25 protein-coding genes and 1 tRNA gene are annotated in these 23,262 nt (G+C 65.2%); 13 read left to right on the top strand and 13 right to left on the bottom strand.

Annotation, left to right across the window (positions count from 1 at the left end; translation table 11 throughout):
• Positions 1-5 precede the first annotated feature (5 nt).
• Positions 6-500: a hypothetical protein gene (locus tag ACNJYA_RS15130; RefSeq protein ID WP_172783083.1), complete on the top strand. Its 495-nt coding sequence runs from the start codon at positions 6-8 to the stop codon at positions 498-500.
• 181 nt (positions 501-681) lie between these two features.
• On the opposite strand, the gene ACNJYA_RS15125 is transcribed toward ACNJYA_RS15130, so the two are convergent.
• Together ACNJYA_RS15125 and ACNJYA_RS15120 are read right to left on the bottom strand one after the other, a co-directional pair.
• On the bottom strand, positions 682-1,038 hold the full coding sequence (locus ACNJYA_RS15125; protein WP_439403446.1) for a hypothetical protein: 357 nt from the start codon (positions 1,036-1,038) through the stop codon (positions 682-684).
• Positions 1,039-1,144: 106 nt separating this feature from the next.
• Positions 1,145-1,480, bottom strand: a complete 336-nt coding sequence (locus tag ACNJYA_RS15120; protein WP_260379791.1) for a hypothetical protein — start codon at positions 1,478-1,480, stop codon at positions 1,145-1,147.
• Between the two features lie 93 nt (positions 1,481-1,573).
• Here ACNJYA_RS15120 and ACNJYA_RS15115 point away from each other — a divergent pair, with 93 nt between their 5' ends.
• Positions 1,574-1,738 carry a hypothetical protein gene (locus ACNJYA_RS15115; protein ID WP_212258121.1) on the top strand — a complete coding sequence of 55 codons (165 nt, stop codon included), beginning with the start codon at positions 1,574-1,576 and terminating at the stop codon, positions 1,736-1,738.
• Here the strand turns inward: ACNJYA_RS15115 and ACNJYA_RS15110 are convergent, their stop codons facing one another.
• The gene (locus ACNJYA_RS15110) at positions 1,739-2,269 is read right to left on the bottom strand and encodes a gamma carbonic anhydrase family protein (RefSeq protein ID WP_212258120.1); all 531 of its coding nucleotides are present in this window, start codon (positions 2,267-2,269) and stop codon (positions 1,739-1,741) included. It lies immediately after the preceding gene.
• A gap of 84 nt (positions 2,270-2,353) precedes the next feature.
• The gene (locus ACNJYA_RS15105; RefSeq protein WP_172783078.1) at positions 2,354-2,683 is read right to left on the bottom strand and encodes a DUF6949 family protein; all 330 of its coding nucleotides are present in this window, start codon (positions 2,681-2,683) and stop codon (positions 2,354-2,356) included.
• A gap of 223 nt (positions 2,684-2,906) precedes the next feature.
• Here ACNJYA_RS15105 and ACNJYA_RS15100 point away from each other — a divergent pair, with 223 nt between their 5' ends.
• The 3 genes from ACNJYA_RS15100 to ACNJYA_RS15090 all read left to right on the top strand — a co-directional run bounded on the left by ACNJYA_RS15100 (position 2,907) and on the right by ACNJYA_RS15090 (position 7,608).
• Complete coding sequence (locus tag ACNJYA_RS15100) at positions 2,907-3,614, top strand: hypothetical protein (RefSeq protein ID WP_439403180.1); 708 nt, start codon at positions 2,907-2,909, stop codon at positions 3,612-3,614.
• Between the two features lie 288 nt (positions 3,615-3,902).
• On the top strand, positions 3,903-5,732 hold the full coding sequence (locus tag ACNJYA_RS15095) for a caspase family protein (protein WP_439403179.1): 1,830 nt from the start codon (positions 3,903-3,905) through the stop codon (positions 5,730-5,732).
• A 37-nt stretch (positions 5,733-5,769) separates the two neighbouring features.
• Positions 5,770-7,608 (top strand): caspase family protein, encoded by a 1,839-nt coding sequence (locus ACNJYA_RS15090; RefSeq protein ID WP_439403178.1) that lies wholly within the window; start codon positions 5,770-5,772, stop codon positions 7,606-7,608.
• A gap of 480 nt (positions 7,609-8,088) precedes the next feature.
• On the opposite strand, the gene ACNJYA_RS15085 is transcribed toward ACNJYA_RS15090, so the two are convergent.
• Positions 8,089-8,307 (bottom strand): DUF3126 family protein, encoded by a 219-nt coding sequence (locus ACNJYA_RS15085; protein WP_007602550.1) that lies wholly within the window; start codon positions 8,305-8,307, stop codon positions 8,089-8,091.
• Between the two features lie 131 nt (positions 8,308-8,438).
• On the bottom strand, positions 8,439-9,263 hold the full coding sequence (cysE, locus tag ACNJYA_RS15080; RefSeq protein ID WP_172783075.1) for a serine O-acetyltransferase: 825 nt from the start codon (positions 9,261-9,263) through the stop codon (positions 8,439-8,441).
• Positions 9,264-9,549: 286 nt separating this feature from the next.
• Here cysE and ACNJYA_RS15075 point away from each other — a divergent pair, with 286 nt between their 5' ends.
• Together ACNJYA_RS15075 and ACNJYA_RS15070 are read left to right on the top strand one after the other, a co-directional pair.
• A complete protein-coding gene (locus tag ACNJYA_RS15075; protein ID WP_439403177.1) occupies positions 9,550-10,953 on the top strand; it encodes a hypothetical protein in 1,404 nt (467 codons plus the stop codon).
• A gap of 134 nt (positions 10,954-11,087) precedes the next feature.
• Positions 11,088-11,909 (top strand): dienelactone hydrolase family protein, encoded by an 822-nt coding sequence (locus ACNJYA_RS15070; RefSeq protein WP_439403176.1) that lies wholly within the window; start codon positions 11,088-11,090, stop codon positions 11,907-11,909.
• Positions 11,910-12,116: 207 nt separating this feature from the next.
• Here ACNJYA_RS15070 and ACNJYA_RS15065 read toward each other — a convergent pair whose 3' ends face one another.
• Positions 12,117-12,530 carry a hypothetical protein gene (locus tag ACNJYA_RS15065; protein WP_439403175.1) on the bottom strand — a complete coding sequence of 138 codons (414 nt, stop codon included), beginning with the start codon at positions 12,528-12,530 and terminating at the stop codon, positions 12,117-12,119.
• Positions 12,531-12,638: 108 nt separating this feature from the next.
• On the opposite strand from ACNJYA_RS15065, the gene ACNJYA_RS15060 reads away from it, so the two are divergent.
• Positions 12,639-13,574: a LysR family transcriptional regulator gene (locus tag ACNJYA_RS15060; protein WP_439403174.1), complete on the top strand. Its 936-nt coding sequence runs from the start codon at positions 12,639-12,641 to the stop codon at positions 13,572-13,574.
• A 94-nt stretch (positions 13,575-13,668) separates the two neighbouring features.
• Here ACNJYA_RS15060 and ACNJYA_RS15055 read toward each other — a convergent pair whose 3' ends face one another.
• Together ACNJYA_RS15055 and ACNJYA_RS15050 are read right to left on the bottom strand one after the other, a co-directional pair.
• Positions 13,669-14,424, bottom strand: coding sequence for an alpha/beta fold hydrolase (locus ACNJYA_RS15055; RefSeq protein ID WP_439403173.1), 756 nt, complete (start codon positions 14,422-14,424; stop codon positions 13,669-13,671).
• Positions 14,425-14,589: 165 nt separating this feature from the next.
• Positions 14,590-15,726, bottom strand: a complete 1,137-nt coding sequence (locus ACNJYA_RS15050) for a hypothetical protein (RefSeq protein WP_439403172.1) — start codon at positions 15,724-15,726, stop codon at positions 14,590-14,592.
• A gap of 307 nt (positions 15,727-16,033) precedes the next feature.
• Here ACNJYA_RS15050 and ACNJYA_RS15045 point away from each other — a divergent pair, with 307 nt between their 5' ends.
• Together ACNJYA_RS15045 and ACNJYA_RS15040 are read left to right on the top strand one after the other, a co-directional pair.
• A complete protein-coding gene (locus tag ACNJYA_RS15045; protein ID WP_007602543.1) occupies positions 16,034-16,279 on the top strand; it encodes a zinc-finger domain-containing protein in 246 nt (81 codons plus the stop codon).
• Positions 16,280-16,299: 20 nt separating this feature from the next.
• Positions 16,300-17,502, top strand: a complete 1,203-nt coding sequence (locus ACNJYA_RS15040; RefSeq protein ID WP_439403171.1) for an FAD-dependent monooxygenase — start codon at positions 16,300-16,302, stop codon at positions 17,500-17,502.
• A gap of 25 nt (positions 17,503-17,527) precedes the next feature.
• Here ACNJYA_RS15040 and ACNJYA_RS15035 read toward each other — a convergent pair whose 3' ends face one another.
• Complete coding sequence (locus tag ACNJYA_RS15035) at positions 17,528-17,950, bottom strand: twin-arginine translocation pathway signal (protein ID WP_260379800.1); 423 nt, start codon at positions 17,948-17,950, stop codon at positions 17,528-17,530.
• A gap of 172 nt (positions 17,951-18,122) precedes the next feature.
• Between ACNJYA_RS15035 and ACNJYA_RS15030 the strand changes: the two genes are divergently transcribed.
• Positions 18,123-18,211 (top strand) — tRNA-Leu (locus ACNJYA_RS15030).
• A gap of 9 nt (positions 18,212-18,220) precedes the next feature.
• Here ACNJYA_RS15030 and ACNJYA_RS15025 read toward each other — a convergent pair.
• On the bottom strand, positions 18,221-19,522 hold the full coding sequence (locus ACNJYA_RS15025) for a hypothetical protein (RefSeq protein ID WP_439403445.1): 1,302 nt from the start codon (positions 19,520-19,522) through the stop codon (positions 18,221-18,223).
• Between the two features lie 341 nt (positions 19,523-19,863).
• Between ACNJYA_RS15025 and ACNJYA_RS15020 the strand changes: the two genes are divergently transcribed.
• Positions 19,864-21,111 carry a multidrug effflux MFS transporter gene (locus tag ACNJYA_RS15020; RefSeq protein WP_439403170.1) on the top strand — a complete coding sequence of 416 codons (1,248 nt, stop codon included), beginning with the start codon at positions 19,864-19,866 and terminating at the stop codon, positions 21,109-21,111.
• Positions 21,112-21,165: 54 nt separating this feature from the next.
• Positions 21,166-21,306 (top strand): hypothetical protein, encoded by a 141-nt coding sequence (locus ACNJYA_RS15015; RefSeq protein ID WP_172783065.1) that lies wholly within the window; start codon positions 21,166-21,168, stop codon positions 21,304-21,306.
• A gap of 159 nt (positions 21,307-21,465) precedes the next feature.
• On the opposite strand, the gene ACNJYA_RS15010 is transcribed toward ACNJYA_RS15015, so the two are convergent.
• Positions 21,466-23,055, bottom strand: coding sequence for a glycosyltransferase family 39 protein (locus tag ACNJYA_RS15010; protein WP_439403169.1), 1,590 nt, complete (start codon positions 23,053-23,055; stop codon positions 21,466-21,468).
• Positions 23,056-23,129: 74 nt separating this feature from the next.
• Entirely contained in the window at positions 23,130-23,252 is a 123-nt protein-coding gene (locus tag ACNJYA_RS15005) for a hypothetical protein (protein ID WP_260379802.1), read from the bottom strand.
• Between the last annotated feature and the right edge of the window lie 10 nt (positions 23,253-23,262).

Here is a 23,262-nt window from a genome sequence, read left to right as displayed (position 1 = left end):
CAGCGATGATCGATCTCGCCCAGGACACGCCGTCCAACCCCCTCCTTCGCCTCGGCGCCCAGCCGATCGCGCTGACCGCCGCCGCCCTTCTCCTGCTGATCGCCGGCGTGACCTCGATCGCGATCTGGCGAGCCTATTCCGGCGCCGCCCCCGAGTCCGACCGGGTGGTGGCCTCGCGGCAACTTCAGGCCCGCACCGCCCAGGCCTCCGAGCAGCTGGTCGAGAAGACCAAGGGGCTGGAAGCGACCCAGCAGGAATCGATCGACCAGCTTCAAGTGGTGCAGGACCAGCTCCAGACGATGAAGCGGCTGATGGCGGCGCAACAGGCCGACACCAAGCGTCTGTCCGAGCAGGTCACAGCCTTGAACGAGTCCATCGACGGCCTGCGGCAGTCCTTTGCCAGTGCACGGGCGACCGAGGTCGAGACACCATCGGTCACCCGCAGGAAACCGGCACGGCACCGCGTCCAGGCCAGCGCGCGCAAGCGCTCGCGCGGCTGAGCCGATCACAAGGCGGGAACTTTATTTTTGGCCAGTTGTGAACTGGATCACATTCGCCGGTGTGATTCCGCGCGATGCTCGCAATCACCGGATGGCGTGAGCCGATTTCAATATCCGGGGCTGGCAAGGTCGTTGACGGTATACTGCGTCAACGGCCTTGTTTTTTAACAGCTATTCCGCCTCACTCGCAGACGTCGACCCGGCGGTAGCGCCATCCCGATGGCGTCATGACACGCTTCCGCGCGACATAGCAGCCGCCATAGCCATCGTTGTAGGCGGGGCCATAGTCATCGGGTACGGCGTAATAGGGATAGCCGTAGCCATATCCGTAATAGCCGCCGTACAGGCCGGCACCGGCGACGCCTGCTCCGATCGCCACGCCAGGCCAGAAGCCGCCGCCAGGCCAGTGGCCGCGATGGCCCCAACCGCCACCATGACCCCACCCACCGTGTCCGAATCCTCGCGCCTCGGCCGCCTGCGGCGCTGACAAGCCGATCACTGCAACGGCCAGCGCCGCTTTCATCATCCTGCGTAACATCACTCTCGATTCCTGGGCGTGGACACGCTCCACGCTTCAACGCAGGACCAAGCTAACGTCAGCCGGTCATTCGTGACAGCCACACTGTCTCACTTCCGCGCGAGTGTCAGCAACCGCGGCAGATGCTCTTCAATTTCCTGTCGAGCTGGCGGTTCTCGGCGTTGACGGCGGCATCAACCCCGCCGCCACCTGCGCCACTGCCGGTCGTGACTCCGGAGCCCGGCCCGGAAGATTGCGCCGTCCCCAGGCTGTTGGTGCCAGGCGGCGGTGCTGGCGAATTGGCGATACCTCCGGTCGATCCCACCGAGCCTCCCGGCGACCCCATCGAGGCTCCGCTCGATCCGGCAGACCCGCCCGCCGTTTGCGCGAATGACGCGGCCGGCATCGCCGCGAGTGCGAGGATCAGAAGCGCGGTCTTGATCGAAGCGCACGACCTGGCCATCGGAAATTCTCCTTTGCCAGTCAACGGTCGCCGCGAAGACCTGTTCCGGAACAAACGCCGTCACATCAGCTTGACGTCGCAGGAGCAGTCACGATGACCGATCGCGATCCATTTGCAGAGGGCGAACGCGCCGCGCGCGAAGACATTCCGGCTGAGGCCAATCCCTATCGCGACGGCAGCGACGAGCACGCGCTCTGGGCCGCCGGCCACGAAAAGGTGGCAGGCGCGATCGAAGCGCGCCAATCCGAAGGCAGCTGATCAGCCGATCCGCTTCAGGCCCTGCTTGAAGCGCGGACCGTTGGCCACGTAGAACCTCGCCGCACTCCCCATCTTCTGCACCTGCGCGTCGTCGAGGGTGCGGATCACGCGCGCGGGCGAGCCGATGATCAGCGAGCGCTCGGGGAACTCCTTGCCCTCGGTGATGACGGAGCCGGCACCGACGATGCAGTTGCGGCCGATCTTCGCGCCGTTCATCACGATCGAGCCCATGCCGATCAGCGCGCCCTCCTCGATGGTGCAGCCGTGCAGGATGACGTTGTGGCCGACGGTGCAGTTCCTGCCGATGACAAGCGGAAAGCCGAGATCGGTGTGGCAGGTCGAACCGTCCTGCACGTTGGCGCCCTCGCCGATCTCGATCCACTCATTGTCGCCGCGCAGCACCGCGCCGAACCAGACGCTCGCGCCCGGCTTCAGGCGCACCCGGCCGATCACGGTCGCGGTCTCGGCGATGAAATAGTTGCCGTCGGCGGGAAGGTCGGGCGCCTGCCCGTCGAGCTCGTAGATGGCCATGGGGGTCTCCTGTCGCGTTGACGACTGGCATAGCCAAACGGCCGCCCCGACGCAAAGGGCCGGCCGCGCTCGAGCGCGCGGGCATCAGGCCAGAAGGCCGGCGGCGCGCAGCGTCATCAGGAAGAAGGTGCCGCTCATCATGCTCCAGAACCCGGCGATGAGGGTTGCCATCATCACGAACTCGACGCGGCGGCTTTCCACCCGCATGCCGCGCAGCGTGTTGCGCATGATGATGAAGGGCGCGGCGAACACCAGGAACGGAACCGCCGCGAAGGTTTTCGGCGCCACGCCGTCCTGCAGCAGGCCGAAGCCGGCGGGCCGCTGCGCGAGCGCCTGGTATCCGTTCACGAGCGCGCCCGCGAGCGCGAAACCGATGCAGATCGAGAAGAAGGTGTTGAAAGCTTCAGGTGTCATCGGAACTGCTCCGCCCTTACGCAACGCGCGTGCCTTCCTGTGACAAAGAGTGCGCCTTAACGCTACATTATCCTTAAGGAAAGGTTAACGCGGCCGGCCGGCCCGCGCAGGGGCCGTCCCCGCTTCCCGCAGCCGGGAACGCTCCGCGAAATCGCCGTCGCATGGCATATTCGCCGCTGATTCGTCGGCCATCGGCCGACCTCCGGTCGACCTTGCGCAATTCATGACCTTGTTCTCGGCAGCTTCCCTCAGGTCCCCTCGCACGCGCACCCGGGCGCACGTCGTCCCGATCGTGCTCGGCGGTGCTGCCGCGGCGTGTGCGGTCGCGCTCGTCGCCTATCTGTTGTGGCCGACCTGGGGCAGCGGCGGCGCGAATGCCCCGGACAAGCTGCCGGTGAGCGTCGGCGGCACGTTGTTCAACCTGCCGGTCACCGCGATCCGGATGAAGATCCAGCGGCACTCGGGGCCGCAGGAACGCATCGATCTCGACTTCCTCTATCCTTCGCTGGAGCCGCCCGGCGCGCCCAAGCACGTCACCTCCGACACGGCGGAAGCGGCGCTGCAATCGATCGACCGCATCTTCCTGTCGATCGCGGCCCATCACGATGCGCTCTCGCCCGAGCAGCGAACGACGACGATCTATCCGCGCTATCTCGACCAGGCCGCGGCGATGCCGGTGGACGGCCTGACCATGCGGATGTTCCGAACCGTCACGCCCTACGGCAGCGAGGACCTCTATTCCGCTGCGAGCCCCGCGCTGACCGCGCGCTGCACGCGCGATGCGGCTACCCCGGGCATGTGCCTCGCCGAGCGCCGCGTCGGCGGCGCCGACCTCACCTTCCGCTTTCCACGAAGCTGGCTGTCGCAATGGCGCGACGTGGCGGAGGCGATGGACAGGCTGACCGCGCAGCTGCGCGGGCCGCGGGGCTGAGCGAGGCCGGCTGCAGCCTCCGAAATAGAAAATCGAAAACAACCCCATGCACAGTAGCCAAGCGTGGGCAGCATCGAGCTTTTTCGTATTTTTCGAATAATGATTGACCTGTCGGGGCAAAACAGGGCATGATGCCACGATGCGGTGGCCCACTGGGGGGGCCGGCGTCTTTCACCGGCACCGGGGTTTGCCCGGATGGCCGCATGGATATGTGACTGATATCACTGAGCACAGATTGCGTTTGGCTATCCTGCGAATAATCTGACGCTATTGCATTCGGGGGCTGGAATGCGGCTTCGGCTGTTTGTTTTGTTGATTGTTGCGATCTGGGTCGGAACCGGACCGGCGTTGGCCGAGAAGCGCGTCGCGCTCGTCATGGGCAACTCGGCCTACACGAACGTGGCGAGGCTGGCGAACCCCGCGAACGATGCCGCCCTGGTCGGTGGCATGTTCAGGAAGGCCGGGTTCGATATTGTCGACATCAAGCTTGATCTGAACGTCGTCGACATGCGCAAGGCATTGCGCGAGTTCGGCAGCAAGGTCCGAGATGCGGACGTTGCAGTCGTCTACTACGCCGGCCATGGCATCGAGCTTGACGGCACCAATTATCTGATCCCGACCGATGCCGCGCTGGAGACCGACACCGACGTTCTCGACGAGGCGTTCCCGCTCGACCGGGTGCTGTTTGCGGTGGAGCCGGCCAAGCAGCTGCGCCTCGTCATCCTGGACGCCTGCCGCGACAATCCCTTCGCCAAGACGATGAAGCGTACCATCGCCTCGCGTGCCGTCGGCCGCGGGCTCGCCAAGGTCGAGCCGACCAGCCCGAACACGATGGTCGCCTTCGCGGCCAAGGCGGGCTCGACTGCCTCGGACGGTGATGCGAAGAACAGCCCGTTTGCCACGGCTCTGGTCGACCGCCTGCCGACGCCGGGGCTCGACCTCGGCAAGGCCTTTCGCTTCGTTCGCGATGATGTGCTCAAGTCTACCAGCAACAAGCAGGAGCCGTTTGTCTACGGCTCGCTCGGCGGCGACGACGTGGCCCTGGTTCCGGCCAAGCCAATCGTCACCGGCCCTCAAGCCAATCCACAGGACACCGTACGTCGTGATTATGAGCTGGCGCTTCAGCTTGGTACGCGTGACGGCTGGACCGCCTTCCTCGCTAGCTTTCCCAGCGGTTTCTATGCCGATCTTGCCAAGGGTCAGTTGAACAAGATTGCCGCCGAAGAAACCCGCGCCGCCGCTGCGGAGAAGGCCAGACAGGCCGAGGACGAGAAGGCAAAGCTGGCGTCCGACCGCGCCAAGAAGGCCGAGCAGGAGAAAGCAGCAGCCGCCGCGAAGGCCGCTGAGGACGCCAAGGCAGCGGCGGAGAAAGCCAAGCAGGTCGAGGAAGCCAAGGCAGCTGCTGCCGAGCAGCGCAGGAAGGACGCAGAAGCGGCTGTCGCCAAAGCCTTGGCCGACAAGCAGGCTGCCGAGAAGGCGCTCGCCGACAAGACTGCGAACGACAAGGTCGTCGCCGAGAGGCAGGTGACCGAGAAGCCGCAAATAGCCGATGGTCCACAGAAGGTTGCAGCCGTTGCCCCGACCTCATCGCAGCCGAGCCTGTCCCCTGCGGAAACGGCGAAGCTGGTTCAGTCCGAGCTGCGCCGTGTCGGCTGTCTGGCGGCCGCGGCCGACGGCGACTGGAATGGGTCATCGCAACGCTCGCTGACGCTGTTCAACAAATATGCCGGAACGAAATTCGACGCCAAGCTCGCGAGCTTCGAGGCGCTCGATGCGATCAAGGCCAAGCCGGGCCGGGTCTGTCCGCTCGTGTGCGATCACGGCTTCAGGGCCGATGGCGATGCTTGCGTGAAGATCGCCTGCCGCGCCGGCTATCGCGTCAATGACGACAATGAATGCGAGAAGGTGCAGGACAAGAAGCCGGTTGCCACCCGCGAGGACGCCAAGGCGCGGGACACGGAGCGGAAAAAAACTGAAGCGGCTCCTTCGAAGCCCTCCGCATCTGGGCAAATGTACTGCAACAACGCGGGCTGTCGACCCGTAGCCAAAGGGTGTCACCTGGATCCCCAGCCTCGCAATGGCAATGTCATTACTTCGCCTCGCGAAATCTGCGATTGAGCGGCCGTCGGCGGCTGCTTGGTGACTTGGGGCTGTTATGAGCGCGCTTCGGTTTCTCTTGTTGATTCTTGCGGTATGGCTCGGATGCGGTCCGGCAATGGCCGAACGGCGCGTCGCGCTCGTCATGGGCAACTCGGCCTACAAGAACGTGGCGCGGCTGGCGAACCCGGCGAATGATGCCGCCCTGGTCGGCGGCATGTTCAAGACGGCAGGCTTCGATACCGTCGATGTCAGGCTCGACCTCAACGGTTCGGAGATGCGCAGGGCGCTGCGTGACTTTGGCGGCAAGGCGCGGGATGCGGAGGTCGCCGTGGTTTATTACGCCGGGCACGGCATCGAGCTGGACGGCGTCAACTATCTGATCCCGACGGACGCGACGCTGGAGACCGACAGCGACGTGCTCGACGAAACGATTGCGCTGGACCGCGCGCTGTTCGCCGTCGAGCCGGCAAAGCAGCTGCGCCTGATCATCCTCGATGCCTGTCGCGACAATCCGTTCGCCAAGACGATGAAGCGGACCATCGCCTCGCGCGCCATCGGCCGCGGCCTTGCCAAGGTCGAGCCGACCAGCCCCAACACCATGATTGCGTTCGCGGCGAAGGCAGGCTCGACGGCGTCCGATGGCGACTCCAAGAACAGCCCATTCGCTGCAGCCCTCGTCGAACGCCTGCCGACGCCGGGGCTCGACCTCGGCAAAGCTTTTCGCTTCGTGCGCGACGACGTGCTCAAGAGCACCGGCAACAAACAGGAGCCGTTTGTCTACGGCTCGCTCGGCGGCGACGACGTGACCCTGGTGCCGGCGAAGCCGGCAGCAGCGCCGGGCCCGCAAGCCAATCCCCAGGACAGCATCCGCCGGGACTATGAGCTGGCGCTCCAGACCGGAAACCGGGACGCATGGGAAGCCTTCCTTCAGGCTTATCCGGACGGCTTCTATGCAGGCCTCGCCCGCGCGCAATTGAAGAACGTCGCAGCCGAGGAGACGCGCGCAGCTGCGAGCGCGAAGGCTCGCCAGGCCGAGGACGAAAAGGCAAAGCTCGCCGCCGAGCGTGCGAACAAGGCCGAGCAGGAGAAGGCCGCTGCCGCCGCCAAAGCCGCCGAGAATGCCCGCCTTGCCGCCGAGAAGGCCAAGCAGATCGAGGAGGCCAAAGCGGCGGCCGCCGAGCAGCGCAGGAAAGATGCAGAAGCAGCCGTCGCCAAGGCGCTGGCCGACAAGCAGGCCGCCGAAAAGGCGCTGGCCGAGAAGATTGCAAACGACAAGGCAGCTGCCGAGCTCGCCGCCAAAGAGAAGGCTCAGCGCGACGCTGAGCAGAAGGTCGCGGCCGTGGCCCCTACTCAATCGCCGCCCTCTCTGTCGCCGCAGGAGACAGCCAAGCTCGTGCAGTCGGAACTGCGCCGCGTCGGCTGTCTCGCGAGCAATGCCGACGGCGACTGGAATGCGACCTCGCAGCGCTCGCTGGCCCTGTTCAACAAGCATGCCGGCACGAAGTTCGACGCCAAGCTCGCAAGCTTCGACGCCCTCGATGCCATCAAGGCCAAGCCGGGCCGGGTCTGCCCGCTGGTGTGCGATCGTGGCTTCAAGGCGGACGGCGACACTTGCGTGAAGATCACCTGCCGCGCCGGCTATCGCGTCAATGACGACAATGAATGCGAGAAGATGCAGGACAAGAAGCCGGTCGCGGCCCGCGAGGATGCCAAGCCGAGGGACGACGCCGGGAAGAAAGCCGAAACTGCCCCTGCGAAGCCGCAAGCCGCTGGGCAGTTGATATGCAATAGCGCGGGCTGCCGTCCGGTAAAGCCTGGATGCCGGGTGGTGCCTTATCAGCAATTCAAGCATGGGGCGGTCAGTCATGGCCAGCCTCAAGAAGAGTGCAACTAGCGCGTTAGTGGCGACTCATGTCAGGTGCTGGTGTCTTGTCGTTAAAGCCTAAGTGGCGCATCGCGTTCGGCGGCGCTTCCCGTGCAAGGCGGTCGCAGCACCGCTCAGTGAAGCGCCTTCGCCGTGCGGTCGGCATCATCGTTGCCGACACTACGGCTCGGCTGCACGTGCTCGTCATTGCGAGCGCAGCGAAGCAATCCAGAATTCCGCTGCGGAAAGATTCCTGGATTGCTTCGCTGCGCTCGCAATGACGGTGTTGAGAAAGCGTTCCTCGATCTCGATGCGTGCCCCGGACGCAGCGCAGCGTCTCTTCGACGGTGCGCTGCTGAGCCGGGGTCTATGCTGGAGAGATGCGGCGTGTGACTTCTGGGTCCCGGCTCTGCACTGCAACGCTATGGAGCGTTGCAGTGCGTCCGGGACACGGAGAACGCCGCGGCGCGAGCGAAGGCTCCGCTTCGCTCGCGACGACGCCGTGACAAACTATTCCTGATCGACCAGATCGTCCTCGAGGATCGCCATCTGGAACTGGAACGAGCGATCGTCGTCCTCGTCGTCGACGAAGAGCACGCCGATGAATTCCTCGCCGATATAGACCTCGGCGGAATCGTCCTTCTTCGGCCGCGGCACGACGCGGATCTTGGGATTGCCGAATACGCGCTTCAGATACGCATCCAACTTTCTGACTTCTTTGACGTCCACGGCAAGTCTCCGATCGAAAATGGTCGGCGGGTTTTAGGACGAGACGCGGCGAACCGCCAGCACGAATTGTCAAAGAATTTTGGGACGAAAAGGGCCGGAAAATCCGGCCCATCTCAGCATCAAAAGCCTTCTCAGAGCCCCATCGCGTTGATCATCTGGTCCATGGTGCGCGACGGCTCGGCGCAGCCGGCCTCGCCGACGATCTTGGCCGGCACGCCCGCGACCGTGACGTTGTGCGGAACCGGCTTGACCACGACCGAACCCGCGGCGATGCGCGCGCAATGGCCGATCTCGATGTTGCCGAGGATTTTTGCGCCGGCCCCGATCAGCACGCCGTGGCGAATCTTGGGGTGACGGTCCTCGTTCTCCTTGCCGGTGCCGCCGAGCGTGACGCCGTGCAGGATCGAGACGTCGTCTTCGATCACAGCCGTCTCGCCGCAGACGAAACCGGTGGCGTGGTCGAGGAAGATGCCGCGGCCGATGCGCGCGGCGGGATTGATGTCGGTCTGGAACACCGCCGACGATCGGCTCTGAAGGTAATAGGCGAAATCCTTGCGGCCCTTCAGATAGAGCCAGTGCGCGAGGCGATGGGTCTGGATGGCGTGAAACCCCTTGAAGTAGAGCAAGGGATCGATGAAGCGCGAGGTCGCGGGATCGCGGTCGTAGACGGCAACGAGATCGGCGCGGAAGGCGTTGCCGAGATCGGGGTCGTCGCGCAGCGCCTCGGAATAGGCCTGGCGCACGAGATCGCCCGACAGTGCGGAATGATCGAGCCGGTCGGCGACGCGGTGGACCACCGAATCTTCAAGGCGGCCGTGATGCAGCACCGCCGAATAGATGAAGGTCGCAAGCTCGGGCTCGCGTCGGACGATGTCCTCCGCTTCGCCGCGGATCCGGTCCCAGATCGGATCGAGCGATGCGAGCTTTCCTCCCGGATTGACCTGATGCACTGCCATGGATTTTCTCTTTGGAATTTTGCTCTACGAATGGGCGTCTTTTGCTCTCTGTATAGCACAGTCTAGGCGACAAAGTCCTGACGGGCTTGCCTGAGAGTGAACAGCATCTTGCCCCACAGAGCATGCCAAGGCCTTGAAACACAACAGTTTCTTTTGACGCCCCAAGCGGCAAGGTCGGCTCAAAATGGTCAGAGTTTCGCCAAATTCAAGCCGGGCGGCCTCAAACTATTGGTGAATTCTCTTCCAACCCTTATTGCGGTCATGTCCAGACGGGACGGGAGCTGATTTGAGCATCACCACCGATCAATTGCGCGCGCGCGCCGCGGCCTCGTCTTGGCTGCGGCTGGCGGCGGTGGCCCTGCCCCTTCTCTTGCCCCTCCTGATGATCGCGCCGGCGGTCTGGAACGGCTATCCGCTGTTGCAATGGGACACCGGGGGCTATCTGGCGCGCTGGTACGAGGGCTATCTCGTCCCCAGCCGCTCCACGGTGTTCGGCCTCTACCTGCACTATGGCGAGGGTTTTGGCTTCTGGATCAACCTCGCGGTCCAGTCGCTGGCGACGCTGTGGCTGCTGCAGCTCACACTTCGCGTGCTGGGTTTGATGCAGACCTTCCGCTTCGTCGCGATCAGCTTCTGCCTGATGCTGTCGACCGCGCTGCCCTGGCTTGCGAGCATGCTGCTCACCGACATCTTTGCCGGGCTCGCGGTGCTGTCGCTGTTCCTGCTGGTGGTCGGCGCAAGCCGCACCTCGTCCCTCGAGAAGATTTCGCTGTTCGTCTTCACCGCCTTTGCCGTGGCGACCCACAGCGCCACGCTCGGCGTGTTGCTGGGGCTGTGCGCCGCCGGCTGGATGATGCGGCCGTTCGTTGGCGGGCGGCTGCCGCTCGCCGGATTGACGCAGGCGAGCCTCGCCATCGTCGCGGGTGGCCTGATGCTGGTATCGGCGAATTATGCGCTGTCCGGCAAGCTGGCCTGGACGCCCGGCGGCTACGGCGTCGCCTTCGGCCGCATGATGCAGGACGGCATCGTCGCACAATATCTCAACGACCGTTGCCCGCGCGAACGCTACAAGCTCTGCCCCTACCGCAACGAGCTGCCCGCGAGCGCCGACGAATTCCTGTGGGGCAAGAGCATGTTCAACACGCTCGGCCGCTTCAATGGGCTCAACGATGAGATGGGCACCATCGTCGTGCAGTCGCTGAAGGATTATCCGGCCTGGCAGGCCGGCGCGGCGCTGCGCGCGATGGGGCAGCAATTGCTGCATGTGGCGACCGGCGAAGGCACCAACGGCTGGATTCCCCACACCCGCGGCATCATCGAGCGCTACATCCCCGCACAGGCCGCGCCGATGCGCGCGGCGCGGCAGCAGAACTGGGGTGTCAATTTCGATTACGTGAACTGGCTGCATGTCCCGGTCGCGCTGGCCTCGATGCTGGCGCTGGTCGCGCTGCTTGCACAAGCGCTGGCGAACCGCCGGCTGGACGATCTGACGCTGCTGGCCGGAACGGTGACGCTGGCGCTGCTCGGCAACGCCTTCATCTGCGGCGTGATCTCAGGGCCCCACGACCGCTACGGCGCGCGCATGGTGTGGGTTGCGACGTTCGTGGCGCTGATGGCAGCGGCGCGGCGTTGGGGACCTGGCGATGCGGGCCAGGACGTTCGCCAACCAGGCGGCCGCCATCGGCATTAGCAGCTTCCGCTTCGTCGAGGTCGTATTTCCATGGAGAAACGCCGCGCGGTTACGTCGCTCGGATCGACTGGACTGCCGCCTGCCCTGTACGGCGATAACAACCGCGCTGTTTGGATTCAAAAGGGGGAAAATCTATGCATCGTGTCGCCTGCACCATTGCGGCCGCGTTGACGGTCCTGTTGTCGACCCGGCTCGAGGCTGAAACGCTCTCGTTCGAGAGCGTTGTCTCTCCTTCCGAGCGGACCGCAATTCTGACTGGCACCTTGTCGCTTCCTCCAGGACCCGGGCCTTTTCCCGTGGTCGTCTTGATGCATACCTGTGGCGGGCTCGACCGGTTTGGCGTGGCGACCCTTCAGGCGCACGCGAAGAACCTGCAAGCGGCCGGCTTTGGCGCATTCATTCTTGATAGTTTCGGGCCGCGGAATCTCGGCGGAGGAAAGGGTTGTGGACTGGAGGCGTCCCGCTTTCGAAAGGACGATGCCTTTAACGCGAAGGCTTTTCTGGAGAGGAACCCGAAAGTCAGCAAGGACAATCTATTTGCACTCGGCTTGAGCAGCGGAGGTAGCGCAGCGATCGAGATCGCCAGGGGGACAGCCGAAGCCCGATTTAGAGCCGTGGCGGCCTATTACCCGGAGTGCCACGCATTCAGCCCGAACTTCGCGATACAATCGCCGCTGTTGATCTTCGTTGCCGGGAATGACGACTGGACGTTGCCAGACGGCTGCCTGCGAGCCAAGAACATCAACTGGGTGGCCGGCGCCGAATTTGACGTGGTCGAGTATCCGAACGCACATCATGGCTTCGATCAACAGCGCGACCGTCCCTTCAAATACAGAGGACACACGCTCGCCTACAGCCCCGACGCCACGGCCGACAGCCGAAAACGAGTGATTGATTTTTTCGTTCGCCACCTGACGGATGATCTCAAGACAAAAATGCGGAAGGATCGCAACTGATCCCTTTGGGCCCAGGTCGGCACGTTCGAGCAGCTAGCGTCTACAACGTAAAAGATACTGGGCGAGGACGTCAAAGCGCGTGGCAACTCAGGCAACATGGCCTCACCCGCGCCGTGACAAGAACTTCAGCGCGCCGGTCTTGTAGACCTTGTCGCCGACCGCACGCATGTGATCTCTGCACCGTCACCGTAATTCACCCACAATTTTTCACATCTCCTTGGCGAGCGCGAACAGCCGGAAATCCTCGAGCGCCGCGTGCCGATGCGGGGCGGCTTCGCGCCGGTAAGTCTCGGTGTCGACGATCGAGCGGAAGGTGGCGAAATCGCCGTATTCATTGATCGCCGCTTCGTCCCAGCGTTCGCCTGACGCGCCGACGAGGCTCGTGAGGACCGGCCCGGAAAACATCCGCGCGAGCGGCTTGCCGGCCGCAAGACGCCGGAATGCCGGCCTGTAGCGTTCATGAAAAGCCTCGCGGCCCGAGCAGGGCGCGGCGTCGAAGCCGTCCTCGTAACGCGCCTGCGCGCGGTAGCGCAGCAGATTGAGCATATAAACCGGCTGGCCGGGTGGAATCGCGCGCTCGGCGGCGTCAAGGGCTTGCAGGGTGATCTCGATGGGGTTCATGGGACTTCCCGCGTTTTAAGCGCCGCAGAATGCGCGCTGACGCTTCCTGAATTAGCCGTTCGGGAATGTCTCTTGTAGTGATCGCCCGGCCATGGCTATGTGGACTACATGTCCACAACGACCTTGCCTCCCGATCTCTCGCGTCTCCTCGCCTTCGTCCGCGTCGTCGAGGCGGGCTCCTTCGCCGAAGCCGCGCGGCGGGCGGGGACGACCACCTCGGCGATGTCCAAGGCGGTTGCCCGCTTCGAAAAGGCTCACGGGTTGCGGCTTTTGCATCGCTCCACCCATTCGTTGGCTCTGACCGAGGAGGGCGACCGGCTGATGGCGGCGGGACGCGCCTTGGTTGAAAGTCTCGCCCGTGTCCAATCTGCGCTCGGCGAAGTCGCGCGCGACGATGGCGGACGGGTGCGCGTGACCGCCCCCGCTTCGTTCGCGCGCGCCTGCATCCTGCCGCGGCTGCCCGCGTTCCTGCGGGAACGACCGGAGCTCGAGATCGAGGTCAAATTCCGCAACGAGATTCTCGATCTCGCGGCGGAAGGCGTCGACGTCGCGATCCGCTCAGGGCCCCTCGACCGCGCGCCCGGCCATCAGGCCCGGCGGCTTTGCACGTTCTCCTGGATCGCTTGCGCTTCGCCCGCCTATCTGAAGGCGCGCGGCGCGCCGGCCACTCCCTTTGAGCTTTCCGCGCACGACCACGTCGGCTTCCGCAATCCCGCGAGCGGTCAGATCCTGACCTGGCGCTTCGCCGACCCGCGCGGCAAAGGACCCATGCGCGTCACGCCCAAGCCCAAGCACATTTGCGACGACGCGCATGCTTCGCTCGCTTTGATCGCGAATGGGTTTGGGATCGGCTGGGGGCCAGCGTGGCTCGTTGGCGAAGACCTTCGCACCGGCCGGCTGGTCGAAGTGCTGGCGCCCTGGCGCGCACCTAAGGAACCGCTATGGATGGTGCGCACCTCCGACCGCCGCCCGCCCCTGCGCACGCAGCGCGTCATCTCGTTCCTCAAGACGCTTCCCGCCGTGTTCAGCGACGAGGCAGCGTGAAGCAGCGGTCGACACGGAAATTGAGGGGCCAAGAAACTGGGCTAAAGGTCCTAGGGATTAGTAGGCGAAGACCCCCGCTTGGCCCTTTGCCAACTCACCCCCGCCGTGACAGGAAATCCAGCACGCCGGTCTTGTAGACCTTGTCGCCGACCGCACGCATATGGTCGCGGTTCGGAATGTCCAGCACTTCCGCGCCGGGGATGATGGCGCCGAGCGCGCTGGCACTTCCTGCGACGTCGTCGGCGCTGCCGACTGCGATCAGCACCGGCACGTCGATGCGCGCGGCTTCCTCGCGGGTCATGAGATCGCGCGTGCCGCGGAGGCACGCGGCGAGCGCGCGGCGGTCGGAGCGGGTCTGGTCGGCGAACGCGCGAAACGTGCGGCCGACGGGATCGGTGACGTCATCCAGCGCGGGTGCCTCCAGCGCCTTCGCCACGTTCTCGCCGGGCCCGCTGCCCTCGATCAGGCCGCCGATGCCGATGCCGCCGAGGATCGCCGAGCGCAGGCGCTGCGGCTCGTTGAGGGAGAGCCAGGCCGTCATCCGCCCGCCCATCGAATAGCCCATGATGTCGGCCTGCGGGATGGCGAGATGATCCATCAGCGCGAGCACGTCGCCGGCCATCACGGGAATGGAGTATTGTGCGGGCTCGTAGAGCTTTGCGCTCTCGCCATGGCCGCGATTGTCGAGCGCGATCACGCGCCGGCCGTTCTTGCGCAGTTCCGAAACCCAGGTCGGATAGACCCAGTTCACGTTCTTGCTGGAGGCAAAGCCGTGCACCAGGATGATCGGATCACCCTCGCCTTCGTCGAGATAGGCAATTTCAACGGCGCCGTTGTGAAAGCTCGGCATCATCAGTTCCGTGGGGTCTGGAGGGGAATGGCCGATCTTAGAGCACGATCCGGACAGATGTGCAGCGGTTTTTCCGCGCGACAAACGCGGAGCGCGCTTGCGCGGAGATCATGCTCAAACAATGACCCGGAGTGCGCCGACGATTGACCGCAATTTCGTCGCGCTTTAGGCCTTGAGAGCCGCAGCTTCCAGCGCAGCTTCGGCGGCGATCTGCGCGCGGCGAAGCCGCCGCGCTCGCCTGCGATCGCACCAGGCCTGGGTCAGGCGCTCGGTCGTCGCCTTGATGGAGGAGAGCAGGCCGAACAGGGTCACGACCGCGCCAAACAGCCAGAGCGCCAGATCGAACGCGCCGCCGACGAGCAGCAGCGCGCCCCGGCCGAGCAGCTTCATGATCGCACGCGTCTTGCCGCCTTGCGCTTCCGCAAGCCGCGCCGCGCGCGCGACGTCCTTCGGGCCTTCGGCGATGCGCAGCGTATCCATCGCCCCGCGCGTGCCGGTCTTTCCCGCGACGCGCGTGACGTCCTTGCCGAGCCGGACCAGCGCACCGGCCTTCTCTGCGCGGAACGCGGCCTTGATCGCGCTCACCGTCTGGCCCGGCCGCAGCACCGAGCCTGATGCCACCGCGTTTCGGAGCATCGGCGTGTCGACGACCTCGCGCGCGGACCGGCCGGCCCATGCGGCGAGCCCTTCGCCGAGCCGTCCGAGCTTGCGCGCATCCTTCACCAGCGTCAGTCCGGCGCGCACCGGCGCGGCACCGCCGACGGAGACGTAGGTTACCGCCGTCACCGCAAGGCCGGCCGCCGCAAGGGAGAGCACGAGGCGGTCGGTCTCCTCACCCATGGCGAGGTGCTTGCCCTCGCGCACCACGTCCCTGATGTCGCCGAACACGAACAGATCGCCGGCCACGGTCCCGGACAGGCTCGCGACATCGTCCGCGTTGCCGGTGACGAGACCGGTGGCGAAGCGCTTGGCGAAATGCGAGGTCGAATTCTCCGCTTTCACGGCGTCGCCGACGCGGCTCAGGAGATCGTCGGGAAGCGCGATGTTGCGGTCACGCGCCAGCGCCACGAAACTGTCGGCGAGATCGGCGTCGCCGACGGCGAGCGCGGCCTCGATATTGTCCTGAACCAGGCGGTCGTTGTGCCGCAGCACTGCATCGAGCTTCAGTTCGGAGAGTGCGGCCGGATCGTCCTGGGCGGCCAGGATCGCGCCGGCCTCGCGGGCATGCGGCGCCACCTGCGCAAGCATGAAGCCGCACGCGGCCACTCCCGCCAACGCCGTACTGATTCGAAACCACCTCATGTGGAAAAGCCCGGATGCCCTTGGATGCCCGCGCGGAACGATACGCCTTTCGTCCCGATTTCACGCAACCACAGAGATAGTATGCCAAAATTGCGACACAACGTCCCCGACGAAAGAAGGGCTTCTCTCAGGCCGCAAGATTGTGTCGAATTTGCATGAGCCAATGAGCATGGGGCACTTGCGGAGCTTTTCGGTTCCATTGGACTAGCAATCATCTGCACCCGCCAGTATGGTCCGCGGCGCCTCAAAGATGCCGCGTCAGTCGTTGATTGTGTCTGCCGCCTCTGCCACTCCAGGATGAACTACGATGTCCGACCATGTCGTCCCGCACTTTCATAACGATGCCGGTGTCCCCGTCATCGAGATCGGCTCGCAAGAGTTCATGTGCGTGGGCGCCAACCCTCCGTTCGACCATCCGCACGTCTTCCTCGACCTTGGCAACGACAACGAGATCATCTGCCCCTATTGCTCGACGCTGTACCGCTTCGCGGCCGACCTGAAGGCGGGCGAAGCCCGCCCGCCGGAATGCGTGCTGAAGGACAAGGTGGCCTGACCGCGTCCACCGGCTAAGGGGTGGCGCTCTCCCGAACGATTGTCATCGCCGGTGCGGGCATCGGTGGCCTGACGGCCGCACTCGCGCTCGCCGCGCGCGGCTTCCGCATCGTCGTGCTGGAAAAGGCCGAACGCCTGGAAGAAGTCGGCGCCGGCCTGCAGCTCTCCCCCAACGCCAGCCGCGTGCTGGTCGAGCTCGGCCTGACCGAACGCCTCAAGCTGCGCGCCGTCACCCCGGAGGCGGTTTCGATCATGAGCGCGCGCGCCGGCGGCGAGCTGCTGCGCATGCCGCTCGGCGAAGCCGCATCCGCGCGCGCCGGCGCGCCCTATTGGGTGGTGCACCGTGCCGACCTGCAATCGGCCCTCGCCGGCGCCGTTGCTGACCATCCCGACATCGACCTGAAGCTGGGCGCGACGTTCGAGGATGTGGCGCCCCATGCCAAGGGCCTGACGGTCGTCCATCGCAGCGGCACGATCCGCCGCAGCGATCTCGCCAGCGCGCTGATCGGCGCCGATGGCATCTGGTCGACGGTGCGCCAGCATCTGTTTCCCGAGGTGCAGCCGCGCTTCTCCGGCCTGATCGCCTGGCGCGGCACGCTCGATGCCACGCAACTGCCGAAGGACTATACCGCGCGCCGGGTGCAGCTCTGGATGGGGCCGAACGCCCATCTGGTGGCCTATCCGATCGCGGGCGGGCGCCAGATCAACGTGGTCGCGGTGCTGCCGGGCACCTGGAACCGGCCGGGCTGGAGCACGCCCGGCGATGTCAGCGAGGCGATGGACGCCTTTGCCGGCCCACGCTGGCCGCCGGCGGCGCGGATGATGCTCGCCGCGGTCGACAGCTGGCGCAAATGGGCGCTGTTCGGCGTCCCCGACGGCTGCCCCTGGAGCAAGGGTTCGGTGGCGCTGCTCGGCGATGCCGTGCATGCGATGCTGCCGTTCGCAGCGCAAGGCGCCGGCATGGCGATCGAGGATGCCGCCGTGCTCGCCCGGCATTTGAGCCTCGAGGCCGCCGAGAGCAGCAAAGAGGTCGCCGCCGCGCTGACGCAATACGGCCGTGCGCGCCAGGCGCGGGTGCGGCGGGTGCAGCGGACCGCGCGGCAGCAGGGCCGCATCTATCATCTCAGCGGGCCACTCGCGCTCGCACGCGATCTCGCGATCCGCGCGCTCGGCCCGGAGCGCATGCTGGCGCGGCAGGACTGGATCTACGGCTGGCGGCCTTGATGAGAAGCGCGCTCGGCAGGACGCCTCAACGGGCGGCTTTGCCGGATTTCGCTGCGGGCTTGGCGGCGGCCGCCGGCGATGCCGGAGGCGGCGGCTCCTCAGGCGGCGACTCCCGGCATCTGTTGCGGCGCCAGGCGTCCTCGGCCATTTGGGCCTGCCCGCGCACGGCGACATAATCGTTGCGATAAGCGAGCTCGGACACGACCGCGCCACCGGTCCCGGTCTCGGCCTTCTGCATCAGCGCCCGCAGATCGTCAGTGCGCTTTGCGAGCCCCTTGCGCTCGGTCTCCAGCTGCTTGCAATCGTACAATTCGTATTTGGCGGGATCGGCGAAGGCCGGCGCGATCGTTTCGCTCACGCTGGCGCAGCCGGACAGCGCGAGGCCAGCCGCAAGCAGCGCGAAGAGCGCGCCATCGCCGCGCAGCGAAGAGGAAAACGAAGCAGCCATGCCGGATGAATAGCCCCCGTGGATTGAGAATGCCTAAAGCAGCAACAGATGTCCGGATTGAGGCTTTGCCTTGTGCGCCCGGCTCGCTTAAGGAAGAACCGTCCTTTCGGCTGCGAACGCGCCAATTCCAGACCGCCGGAACGGACTTAAGTGTTTGATCTCGTTGGATCAAGCGGGCATGGCGGAATTGGTAGACGCAAGGGACTTAAAATCCCTCGGTGCGCAAGCGCTGTGCCGGTTCGACCCCGGCTGCCCGCACCATCGATTGAATCATCCCTGCTCGAGTCGCTTCGGCTCTGCGCGGAAATCGAGCAGCACGATCCAGAAGCAGATCAGCGCGGTGACGAGGAGGATGAAGGTGCCCTCGATCGGCGCTCCCAGAAGCGAGACCAGTGCCGGCAAGGCGAGGCCGACGCCGAGGATGGCGGCGAGCGCCAGGGACGGAAGATCGACGATGAGGATCGCGGCATAGAGCGCGAGCTCGAAGAAGGCATATTCCTTCAGACGCGGCGAGCAGAGATAGAGCGCGAACATAGCGAGCACCGTGATGCGCATGGCCGTGCGGGGGTGATCCATCAGCCAGCGATCGAGCTCGGTCGGGAGCGATGTCCATCCCCGCGCCGATCCGCTCGCGGCCGCGCGCAGGACGGACTGCGCGAACGGCACGAGCACCAGCGCGAGTGCCGCGAGTGCATAGGCCGCCAACATCGCCAGCTTGCTGTCGCCCAAGCCGGCCTGGACCATGAGATCGCGCGCCAGCAGCAAGAGCGACGGATTGGTCTCCACGAGACCGACCGCATGCTGGCCGGGAATTTGTCCTGCGATCGCGAGCAGCCAGCTCGCGAACAGATCGGGATACAGCAGCCGCGACGCTGCGACCGGCAACGCGAAGGCGAACGCGCCCACGGCGATCAGGGCCAGCTTGCGGCCGCGCGGCAGCGGCAGAAAATAGAGTGCCGCCAGCACCGGGAAGAACACCAGCTTGAACGAGGTCACGAGGCCGAGCAGCGCGGCGCCGCCGAGGCGAAAGGAAAAACTCGGATCTCGTCCGGACGCGAGCGGACGTAGCAGGAGCTTCAGCGCGATCGCGGTCAGCACACCGCTCAGCAGCGCAAAATTCCCCGACGCCAGCACAAACTCGAAGCCCACGAACGCGCCGAGCGCGCAGAGCACTTTCAAGCCAGAATCGCGCGCGCTGGGACGCGTCCGGCCGAGGCCGGGCAGAAGCAACCCGCAGAGCACGGCGAGGACGAGATAGATGCTTCTATAATGATCGACCAGAACACCGCCCGCGCAGAGGGGACGGAAAACGTCCAGCGTCACCGGCAGGTAGGGGTAAGAATAATTGGTGCCCTTCAGGTTCTTGACGAAGTAGGGATCGAGCCCTTCGGCATGCGCATCGACGGCTGCGCAATTGACCCGGACGTCCCAGCCATATGGCAGGTCGAGCGAGGCATCGTTGGCGAGATTGCCGAGCGCCAGCAGCGCCGTCAGCGCGATCAGGCAGGCAAGCCAGGCGTTGCGCTTGCCGGCACTCGCCGCAGGCGCCAACCATCGTGCTGCACCGGACATGTCGGACACGGGCGATACCCTGCTTGGCCTGGCTTCTCCCGGCGCCGTTGCGGCAGCCGGTCCGGCCACAATGGACAGGACGTGTTGCCGATTCATCTCCCCGGCGGGCCATGCGCGATCTTATGGTGAATCCCTGGTTGCCGGGCCCTACCCTCGTTGACGCGGTTTCGGAAAGCGCTTCCATGCGCGCCGCGATCCGGTCGAGCATGACCATCAGGCCGGCAGCGGGGGCCTCACCAGGTCTTGACCGCCCCTGCTCCGCCTGCCAGCCATCCCGAAACATGGGTTGTGCAACGCAGCATCAGGGCTAGATAAGTCCTTCGATTGCAGGGGTAAGCTTCTTGTCTGACGTCAATGCCGACGATTGGGTGTCCGCGGGACACCGCCCGATGGGTTTTCCGGAATTCGTCATCGTGATCGCGTCCATCATGGCGCTGAATCCGCTCGCCATGGACATGATGCTGCCGGCACTGCCCAATATCGGGGCCGCCTTCAAGATTCCGGTCGAGAACCATCTTCAACTCGTGCTGTCGACCTTCCTGATCGGCTTCGGCGCCGGCCAGTTCGTCATGGGTCCCCTGTCGGACCGTTTCGGTCGCCGGCCGGTGCTGCTCGGCGGCATGGCGGTCTATGCGGTGGCGAGCGTGCTGGCGGTCGCCGCGCCCTCGTTCGAGACGCTGTTGCTGGCACGTGCGCTCCAGGGGCTGGGCACCTCGGCGACGCGCGTGATCGCGACCTCGATCGTGCGCGACTGCTATGTCGGCCGCCGCATGGCGAGCGTGATGTCGCTCGCCATGATGGTATTCATCGCGGTGCCCGTGGTCGCCCCCTCGTTCGGACAGGCGGTGCTGCTGGTGACGGCGTGGCGCGGCATCTTCGTGGTGCTGATGCTCTATGGCTTGCTCGCACTCGCATGGTGCGTGTTGCGGCTGCCTGAAACGCTCCCCCCGTCCGAGCGCCGATCGCTGGCGCCCGCGGACGTGCTCTCGGCGTTCCGGCAGACCGTGACCCATCGCCAGACCATCGGCTATGCCACCGCGGCCGGCAGCGTCATCGGCGCGCTGTTCGCCTATGTCTTCTGCGCCCAGCAGGTCTTCACCGGCATCTATCATCTCGGCCGCTACTTCCCGCTCGCTTTCGCCGCGATCGCCGCCGGCACCGCCATCGCCGGCTTCCTCAATGCGAGGCTGGTCGGCCGGCTCGGCATGCGCGTCATCTCGCACGGCGCGCTGATGCTCTACACATTCGTGGCCGGCGTGATGCTGCTGACGGAATGCCTCGGCGTGCTGCCACTCGCCTTGTTCATGGTGCTCTCCGCCCTGATGATGTTCTCGTTCGGCATGATGGTCGCCAACTTCACCGCGCTCGCGATGGAGCCGCAGGGCCACATCGCCGGCACCGCCTCCTCGCTCTACGGCTCGATCACCACGCTGATCGGAATCGTGGTCGGCATGGCGATCGGGCAGAGCTTCGACGGCACGCTGCTGCCCTTCTCGATCGGCTTCTTCCTGTCCACCCTCGCCGCGGTCGCGATCGTGCTGGTGGTCGAGAAGGGACGGCTGTTCAGGCCGCAGCATCGTCCCGTCTGAGGAACCAGGAGGCGGCCTCGATGTTGTCCTGCAGCAATTCTAGAGGATGCTGTAATGGAACTGGAACATCGCGAAGACCACGCCGAGGCAAAGCTTCAAAATGTGGAGCCGTCTGAACCGCGGGCCGAGCAGGTCACGTTCACCGCGCCTCTTGCGAGCGAGGGGCTCGAGCAGGTGCGCGACAGCCATTGCTAGGTCAAATCGATGGCCGCGCCGGGCGAGGGCTTTCTCCTCTTAGAGATTGTCCCGTCGTGGAAGCACCCTCTCCCCAACCCTCTCCCGCAAGCGGGAGAGGGAGCGCACCTCGGTCGCTGCAGCGAATTGATTTCATTTCATCGCGTTTCAGAACGACCTCTAGTGGGTTCCTCGCCGGCTGGCGCTGAAATCATCCGCAGCGCTCGGTGCCGGGCTTGCTTGCGGCAGCGCCATCAGCACGATCACCTCGCGAGACACGCCAAGCCGGCCCCATAGCGAGGCCTGCACGGTGAACTCGCGCCTGACGAAACGTCCGCCACGGGCGGACACCCATTCCAGCCAGCGATTGCAGTGCGCCTGCCCCTCGAAACAGAGTGCGGCCCAGCCGCGGTCCAGCGTCGTCCTGCGCGGCAGGCCCCAGGTGTATTGATGCGCGAACGGCCGCGCGTAATAGGGATGGTCGGGGCTGTAGAACGCCGTCGCGAAGGCGAGTGCATCGTCGCCGCTGACGGCGCTCAGCGGCTCGCCGGTCACCTCGCGCCACTGGCGCGTCAATTCGATGGCCGCCTGCACGTAAAAATTCCGGCCCTCTTCATAGCCGTGATCGTTGCGATGGACGGCATGGATCGGCGCCGCGACCAGGACGGCGGCGAGCGCAGCGCCGGCAACGATCATCGTGACGTTGACCGTGTGGAAGCGCTCGATCCGATAGCTGGTGCCGCAGACCACGAGAATGGCGAACAGGAACAGGCCCTGCAACGCCCAGAGCGACGGCAGATCGGTGCCCATCACAAGCGACGTCAGCACCGGAAGCACGATCGTGCCGATCGCGACGTAGAACAGAAGCCGCAGGCCCGGGCTCATGGCCGCGAAGTCGGCCGGAAACCGCCTCAGGCGCGGTCCTGCGATGAGCAGCCAGATCACGGCCGATATGCTCATCGCCGCGGCCAGCCCGAGCAGAAAGTTTCTTACCTCGTGGAGTGAGGTTGCGAGGTTGCCGTTGGCATGCGCCAGCGCGTAGGTGAAGGTCGAGGCGCCCGTGGTCGCGAGCCAATGGATGTGGGGCGACAGCACCGCGAGCCCCACGACCACCGATATCCATGGCGAAGCCGAGCTGAAATAAGCGCGCCGCGCCGGGTGCGCCAGCGCAGCCAAGGCGAAGCTCGCGACGAGGAAGATCGAGTAATATTTGCCGACCATCGCCAGCGCGGTGGTGCATCCCGCCGCGATTGCCCACGGCCAGGTGCGCGTCTCGAATGCGCGCAGGAAGCACCAGGTCGCAAGCGGCCAGATCGCCAACAGCACCGAATTGGCATTGAAGCGCTGGGCGTGAAATTGATAGACCGGCGTCAGCATCAGGAGCAGCAGCACCAGGACGCGCTTGTGCCCGGTCACGAATTGCCGCGCGATGCGGTCGACGAAGACCAATGCAAGCCCGGCATTGGCCATCGCCATCAACTGCAACGACCAGTCGCTGAGCGGGAAGACGGAGGTCCAGCCAGCGGCAAGCCAGCCGGTCAAGGGCGGGTGCTTGTGATAGCCCCAGGCGAAATGCCGGCCCAAGGTCCAGGCCTCGAGCGTATCGGGGTGCAGACCGCCGCCGGCATAGGCGATCGCCAGATAGAGCGTCCAGATCACAACGAAGCAGGCGATGAGAAGCGGCACGGCCCAGCCGGCCTCGACACCGTCGAGCCAGCGCAGGAACGGCCGCCGCCAACGCGCCGGTGCGCGATCTGACCGTTCGGCCATCGCCTGAAGTGCAAAATCGATCGGCACGAGAATCAGATTTGAAGACGGAAAAAAGATGCGCGCGGACGACGCATCTATTTCAGGATTGAAGCAAATAGCAAGAATTGCAGATTGGAAGGGTTAAAAGCACGCGCCTTCTTAGCCGAAAAGACAGCGGCGCCGCTGATCAGCGGCGCCGCCTTTTTGTCCGAGGTCACGAAGGAGGTC

It is taken from the genome of Bradyrhizobium sp. BLXBL-01 (genome assembly GCF_051853025.1).
Taxonomy (GTDB): Bacteria; Pseudomonadota; Alphaproteobacteria; order Rhizobiales; family Xanthobacteraceae; genus Bradyrhizobium.
Note: the sequence above shows the minus strand (reverse complement) of the source record. Positions and strands in the feature narration are given on the sequence as shown.